At 71.6% G+C, this 6,985-nt stretch carries 5 protein-coding genes; all 5 read left to right on the top strand.

The annotated features are described in order from the left end of the window. The first annotated feature begins 79 nt into the window (after positions 1–79). Positions 80–379: an NADH-quinone oxidoreductase subunit NuoK gene (gene nuoK / locus DQW06_RS06375; RefSeq protein WP_013156051.1), complete on the top strand. Its 300-nt coding sequence runs from the start codon at positions 80–82 to the stop codon at positions 377–379. A gap of 14 nt (positions 380–393) precedes the next feature. Then, entirely contained in the window at positions 394–2,337 is a 1,944-nt protein-coding gene (gene nuoL / locus DQW06_RS06370) for an NADH-quinone oxidoreductase subunit L (protein WP_041553395.1), read from the top strand. A 1-nt stretch (position 2,338) separates the two neighbouring features. After that, entirely contained in the window at positions 2,339–4,006 is a 1,668-nt protein-coding gene (locus DQW06_RS06365) for an NADH-quinone oxidoreductase subunit M (protein WP_117198133.1), read from the top strand. Between the two features lie 8 nt (positions 4,007–4,014). Beyond that, positions 4,015–5,655 carry an NADH-quinone oxidoreductase subunit NuoN gene (gene nuoN / locus DQW06_RS06360; protein ID WP_071623122.1) on the top strand — a complete coding sequence of 547 codons (1,641 nt, stop codon included), beginning with the start codon at positions 4,015–4,017 and terminating at the stop codon, positions 5,653–5,655. A 267-nt stretch (positions 5,656–5,922) separates the two neighbouring features. Beyond that, positions 5,923–6,927, top strand: a complete 1,005-nt coding sequence (locus tag DQW06_RS06355) for a polyprenyl synthetase family protein (RefSeq protein WP_013156055.1) — start codon at positions 5,923–5,925, stop codon at positions 6,925–6,927. Positions 6,928–6,985 lie beyond the last annotated feature (58 nt).

Genomic DNA, 6,985 nt, shown 5'->3' with positions numbered 1-6,985 from the left:
GGGCCGTGGGCCCCGACGGTCCCGACGACGCGGACGGGCCGCGCAACGGCAACGGCAACGGGCAGGAGGTCGAGTCCTCGTGGACCCGATGAACTACATCGTCCTCGCGGCGCTGCTGTTCACCATCGGCGCCGTCGGCGTCCTGGTCCGGCGCAACGCGATCATCGTCTTCATGTGCGTGGAGCTGATGCTCAACGCCTGCAACCTGGCGTTCGTCGCGTTCGCCCGGATGCACGGGGACATCGAGGGGCAGGTCATCGCCTTCTTCGTGATGGTCGTCGCCGCCGCCGAGGTGGTCGTGGGCCTCGCGATCATCATGCAGATCTTCCGAACCCGCAGGTCGGCGTCGCTGGATGACGCCAACCTGCTCAAGCACTAGAAGGCGACGTGGCTGTGACATCTCACGCGTACCTCGCCGCCGAACCCGTGGTGGCGACCGCGGCCGACAGCGCGGTGCTGTCGGGCGCATGGCTGCTCATCGCCCTGCCGCTCGCGGGCGCGGCGATCCTGCTGCTCGGCGGCAGGCGCACCGACAAGTGGGGGCACTGGCTGGCCACGGCCCTGCCGGTCGCCTCCTTCGCCTGGGCGCTGCTCGTCCTGTTCGACCTGCTCGGCAGGGCGGCCGACGCCCGCAGCGTCTCCGTCCCCGTCTACGAGTGGTTCTCCGTCGGGGAGTTCTCCGCCGGGGTGGACCTGCTCGTCGACCCCCTCTCGATCAGCTTCGTCCTGCTGATCACCTTCGTGGGGTCGCTCATCCACATCTACTCCATCGGCTACATGGCCGAGGACCCGGGCAGGCGGCGCTTCTTCGCCTACCTCAACCTGTTCGTGGCCGCCATGCTCGTGCTGGTGCTCGCGGACAACTTCGTGCTGCTCTTCCTCGGCTGGGAGGGCGTGGGCCTGGCGTCCTACCTGCTCATCGGGTTCTGGCAGTACAAGCCCTCCGCCGCGGTGGCCGCCAAGAAGGCGTTCCTCATCAACCGCGTCGGCGACATGGGCCTGCTCATCGCGATCATGATCATGTTCGCGGTGCTGGGCGCGGTCAGCTTCAGCGACGTGTTCGCGGCCGTCCCGGGCGCGAGCGACGGCGTGCTGCTCGCCGTCGGGCTGCTGCTGCTCCTGGGCGCCTGCGGCAAGTCCGCGCAGCTGCCGCTCCAGGCGTGGCTGCTCGACGCCATGGAGGGCCCGACCCCGGTGTCCGCGCTCATCCACGCGGCCACCATGGTCACCGCGGGCGTGTACCTCATCGTGCGCGCCGGACCCATCTTCGAGGGCGCCCCGGTCGCCCAGACCGTGGTCACCGTCGTGGGCGCCGCGACCATGCTGGCGGGCGGGATCATCGCCTCGGCCAAGGACGACATCAAGAAGTCCCTGGCCGGGTCCACGATGAGCCAGATCGGCATGATGGTCCTGGCCGCCGGGCTCGGCCCGGTCGGCTACGTGGCCGCCATCGCCCACCTGGTCACGCACGGCTTCTTCAAGGCCGGGCTGTTCCTGGGCGCCGGATCGGTCATGCACGCCATGAACGACGGCGTGGACATGCGCCGCTACGGCGGCCTGGCCCGCGTCATGCCGGTCACCTTCGTCACCTTCGGCCTCGGTTACCTGGCCATCATCGGCTTCCCGCTGCTGTCGGGCTGGTGGACCAAGGAGAGCATCATCTCCGCGGCCTTCGGCGTGGGCGGCACCCAGGGCATGGTGCTCGGGACCGCCGTCATCGTCGGCGCGGGGCTCACCGCCTTCTACATGTCGCGGATGGTCTTCATGACCTTCCTCGGCAAGAAGCGGTGGGACGAGGGCGTGCACCCGCACGAGTCGCCGGTCAGCATGACCGCCCCCATGGTGGTGCTGGCCGTCGGGTCGGTCGCGCTGGGCGCCTTCCTCACGCTCGGCGACCGGTTCGCGGGCTTCCTGACCCCGGCCACCGGGGCCCACCCGCACCACTTCGACGTCGTGCACGCGTTCACCGCGCCCTACGGACTGGCCGCCCTGGGCGTCATGGTCCTGGGCGTGGCCGCCGCCTGGGCGGTCTACCTGCGCAAGCCCGTGGAGCGCACCGCGCCCGAGGGCAACCTCGTCACCGTCGCCGCCAGCCGCGAGCTGTACGGCAACGAGATCAACGAGGGCCTGCTCATGCGGCCCGGCCAGCAGCTCACCCGGGCCCTGCTCGTCATCGAGGACAAGGTCATCGACGGGGCGGTCAACGGGCTCGGCGCCGGGGTGCGCGACTCCTCCAGCGGGCTGGGCCGGGTCCAGACCGGGTTCGCCCGCACGTACGCGCTCACCATGCTCTTCGGCGCCGTCATCGTCGCCGCGACGCTGGCTGTGAGGTTCTGACATGATCCCCTGGCTCACCATCGCGATCGCGCTCCCCGCGGTCGGCGCGGTCCTGGTCTGGGCGCTGCCGCGCACCGCCAAGGCCGCCACGGAGCGGACGGCCGCGGCCTCGGCCGCCTCGTCCGCCACCGCCTCCTCCGCGGGCGCCACCGCCACGGCGACGGCCGTGCGGCCCGCCGCCGCGGCCAAGGGCGGGGCCCCGGCCGAGACCGCCAAGCGGATCACGCTGGGCTTCTCGCTCGCCACCCTGCTCGTGCTCGGGGCCATGGCCCTGCAGTTCGACACCTCCCGGGCGGGGGCCCTCCAGTTCGAGGAGGTCTACCCCTGGATCCCGCGCTTCGGCGTCAGCTACGCCGTGGGCGTGGACGGCATCGCCCTGGCGCTGGTCCTGATGTCGGCCGTGCTGGTGCCGCTGGTGGTCCTGGCCGCCTGGCACGAGCACGACGACCGGGAGGACGGGGGGCGCGGGTACTTCGCGCTCATCCTGGTCCTGGAAGCGATGATGATCGGCGTCTTCGCCGCCACCGACGTCTTCCTGTTCTACGTGTTCTTCGAGGCCATGCTCATCCCGGTCTACTTCATGATCGGGCGCTACGGGCGCGGCGACGACCGGTCCAGGGCCGCGGTCAAGTTCCTGCTCTACAGCCTCGCCGGCGGCCTGGTCATGCTGGTCGCGGTGATCGGCGTGTACGTCGTCGGCGGCACCTTCCTGTGGAGCGACCTGGTCGGCGAGGGCAGCGCCCTGGCCGCCGTGGACCCGGCCACGGCCCGCTGGCTGTTCCTCGGCTTCTTCATCGCCTTCGCGATCAAGGCGCCGATGTGGCCCGTGCACACCTGGCTGCCCTCGGCGGCGGGCGCCTCGCGCCCGGGCACCGCCGTGCTGCTGGTGGGCGTGCTGGACAAGGTCGGCACCTACGGGATGCTGCGCTACTGCCTGGAGCTGTTCCCGGCGGCCGTGTCCTGGTTCGTGTGGCCGGTGGTGGCGCTGAGTCTGGTGAGCATCATCTACGGCGCGATCCTGGCCATCGGGCAGAACGACATGATGCGCCTGGTGGCCTACACGTCGGTCTCCCACTTCGGCTTCATCACCCTGGGCATCTTCGCCCTGACCGCGCAGGGGCAGGCCGGGGCCGCCCTGTACATGGTCAACCACGGGTTCGCGACCGGGGCGCTGTTCCTGGTCGTGGGCTTCCTGATCGCCCGCCGCGGCTCCGCGCTCATCAGCGACTACGGCGGCGTGCAGCGGATCGCGCCCAAGCTGGCCGGGGTGTTCCTGGTGACGGGCCTGGCCGGTCTGGCGCTGCCGGGGCTGGCGCCGTTCGTCAGCGAGTTCCTGGTGTTCGTCGGCGTGTACGCGTTCAGCCCGGCCCCCGCGATCGTCGCGGCGGTCGGCGTGGTCCTGGCCGCGCTCTACATCCTGTGGATGTACCAGCGCACCATGAACGGACCCACCCGGGAGGACCTGACCGGCCTGCGCGACCTGTCCGCGCGGGAGACGTGGGCGGTGGCCCCGCTGCTCGCGCTCATCCTCCTGCTCGGGCTCTACCCGCAGCCGGTGCTGGACGTGATCAACCCCGCGGTGGAGCGCACCGTGGAGGTCGGCGCGGGCCCTGACAGCGGGACCGGGGGCGCCGAGGGCGCCCAGGAAGAGGAAGGAGACGCGGAGTGATCCCCCACATGGACCTTCCCGTCATCACCGAGGCGGCGCCGCAGATGGACTGGTGGCTGCTCGCGCCGCTGCTCACGGTGTTCGCCGCCGGTGTTCTGGGCGTGCTGTTCGAGGCGTTCGTCCCCCAGGGGCGGCGCCGCGCCATCCAGATCGGGCTCGCGGCGCTCGCGCTGCTGGCCGCGTTCGTCCTGCTGGTGCTCCAGGTGGGCTCGCTGCCCGAGGACGCGCCGGGGGTGACGGTCGGCGCCGGGGCGCTGGCGGTGGACCGGACGGTGATCTTCTTCCAGGGCACCATCACCGTGCTCGCGCTGGTGAGCCTGCTGCTGATCTCCGAGCGCCGGGACGGGCGCGACGCGTTCGCCGCGCAGGCGGCGACGGTGCCCGGGAGCGAGGAGGAGCGCGCGCACATCCTGGCGGGCTCCCAGCACACCGAGGTGTACCCGCTGGTGATGTTCGCGGTGCTGGGGATGCTGATGTTCCCGGCCTCGAACGACTTCCTGACGATGTTCATCGCGCTGGAGGTCATGAGCCTGCCGCTGTACCTGCTGTGCGGGCTGGCCCGGCGCCGCCGCCTGTTCTCGCAGGAGGCCGCGGTCAAGTACTTCCTGCTGGGCGCGTTCTCCTCGGCGTTCTTCCTGTTCGGCGCCGCCATGGTCTACGGCTACGCGGGCTCGGTGAACTTCGGCGAGATCCGCGCGGCCGTCGAGGCGGGCGGCGCGGACGTCTTCCAGGGCGGAGACGGCGAGCCGCTGCTGCTCATGGGCATCGGCCTGGTGGCGATCGGCCTGCTGTTCAAGGTCGGCGCGGTGCCCTTCCACAACTGGAAGCCGGACGTGTACCAGGGCGCGCCGACCCCGATCACGGCGCTGATGGCCTCCTGCACGCTGGTCGCCGCGTTCGGCGCCCTGCTGCGGGTGTTCTTCGTGCCCTTCGGCGGCTCGGCCCAGACCTGGGAGCCGATGCTGTGGGCGGTGGCCGTCCTGACGATGGTCGTGGCCGCGGTCATCGCGGTGACCCAGCGCGACGTCAAGCGGCTGCTGGCCTACTCGTCGGTGGTGCACGCCGGGTTCATCCTGACCGCCGTCGTGGCGGGCAGCACGGACGGGCTCGCGGGCGCCATGTTCTACCTGGCGGCCTACGGGTTCACCACGCTGGGCGCGTTCGCCGTGGTGACGCTGGTGCGGACCAAGGACGGCGGCCAGGAGCTGGGCGACCTGGACCGGTGGGCGGGGCTGGGCCGCCGCTCGCCGGTGCTGGCCGGGGCGCTGGCGCTGTTCCTGCTGGCGTTCGCCGGGATCCCGCTCACGAGCGGCTTCATCGGCAAGTTCGCGGTGTTCGAGGCGGCGGTGGCCGCTGGCGCCGTCCCGCTGGTCGTGGTCGGTGTGCTGAGCAGCGCGGTGACCGCGTTCTTCTACGTGCGGATCATCGTGGTGATGTTCTTCCGGGACCCGGAGGGCGAGGGCCCCACGGTGGTGCGCGCGGGCGCGGCCACGGGCGGGGTCATCGCGATCGGGGTGGCGGCGACGCTGCTGCTCGGCGTGTACCCGGGGGCGGTGCTCGACAACCTGCTGCCCCCGGCCGACGCCGACCAGGCCCCGACCTCGGTGATGGTCGAACAGGCGTCGACGCAGGCCGGAGGCACGGAGTGACCGGCGACCGTGAACGCGCGGTGACCGGCGGGTACGGGCCGCGGTTTCCGGACGGACGCGGGCGCTGACCACGAGTGACCGGCAGAGTGACCAATTACCAGGTCTGACCTGGGATTCGTCACCTGCCGGTTCCGTACCCGGGTGTGGCTTTGGCTGTTCATTCCGGGTCGGATACCGTGGCAAGTCGGATCATGTTCATGTGCTGAGCACGCGGTGGCCCCCTCACCCGGGGTCACCTCCGTGCCGTTCGACAGGTGGAGCTGTACGGTGAGCGGTGCTGTCCCGAGCGGGTTTCTCGCTCTGCCGAGAGTCGACGATGCCCTTGCCCGGGAGGTCCAGGACAACCTGGAGAAGGTCGAGGACCTGCTGCGGGAGTCGGTCGCGTCGAGCGACCCCCTGCTGACCGAGGCGGCGTCCCACCTGCTGGCCGCCGGGGGCAAGCGCTTCCGCGCGACCCTGGTGCTGCTGGCCGCCCACTTCGGCGACCCGTCCGTGCCCGACCTCATCCCGGCCGCGGCCGTGGTGGAGCTCACACACGTGGCCACGCTCTACCACGACGACGTCATGGACGAGGCCGAGCTGCGGCGCGGCGAGCCCAGCGCCAACCAGCGCTGGGGCAACAGCGTCGCCATCCTGACCGGCGACTACGTGTTCGCCCGCGCCTCGGAGATGCTCGCCGACCTGGGCACCGAGGCGGTCCGGCTCCAAGCGACCACGTTCGGGCGCCTGGTGCAGGGGCAGATCCTGGAGACCTCCGGTCCCCAGGAGGGCACCGACCCGCTGGACCACTACCTGCGGGTGATCAGCGACAAGACGGCCTCCCTGATCGCGTCGTCGGCGGAGTTCGGCGGCATGTTCGGCAAGGTCGACCCCGAGACGATCGGGACGGTCACGCGGGCGTGCGACGCGCTGGGGATGGCCTTCCAGCTGGCCGACGACCTGCTGGACGTGGCGAGCGAGAGCACCGACTCGGGCAAGACCCCGGGGACCGACCTGCGCGAGGGCGTGCTGACCCTGCCGATGTTCTACGCGCTGCGCTCCCGGGACGCGGCGGACGAGCGGCTCAAGTCGCTGCTGGGCCGTCCGCTGGACGACGAGGAGGCCGAGGAGGCGCTGGCGCTGCTGCGGGTGCACCCGGCGATGGCCGAGGCCGAGGCCACGCTGCGCGGCTGGGCCGACAAGGCGCGCGCGGAGCTGGCGACCCTGCCCGAGAGCCCGGCCAGGGGCGCCTTCGAGGCGCTGTGCGACTACGTGGTCGAGCGCTCGGGCTGACGCCCCGGCGGCCGAGGGGCCGAAGGACCGACGACGGCGCCGCCCGGTGGGGCGGCGC

Origin of the sequence: Nocardiopsis sp. TNDT3 (genome assembly GCF_003427465.1) — a bacterium.
Classification (GTDB): Bacteria; Actinomycetota; Actinomycetes; order Streptosporangiales; family Streptosporangiaceae; genus Nocardiopsis; species Nocardiopsis dassonvillei.
Note: the sequence above shows the minus strand (reverse complement) of the source record. Positions and strands in the feature narration are given on the sequence as shown.

Coding starts and splice junctions, on each gene's coding strand:
- DQW06_RS06365 (WP_117198133.1), top strand. CDS start 2,339: ATGATCCCCTGGCTCACCATCGCGATCGCGCTCCCCGCGGTCGGCGCG.
- nuoN (WP_071623122.1), top strand. CDS start 4,015: ATGGACCTTCCCGTCATCACCGAGGCGGCGCCGCAGATGGACTGGTGG.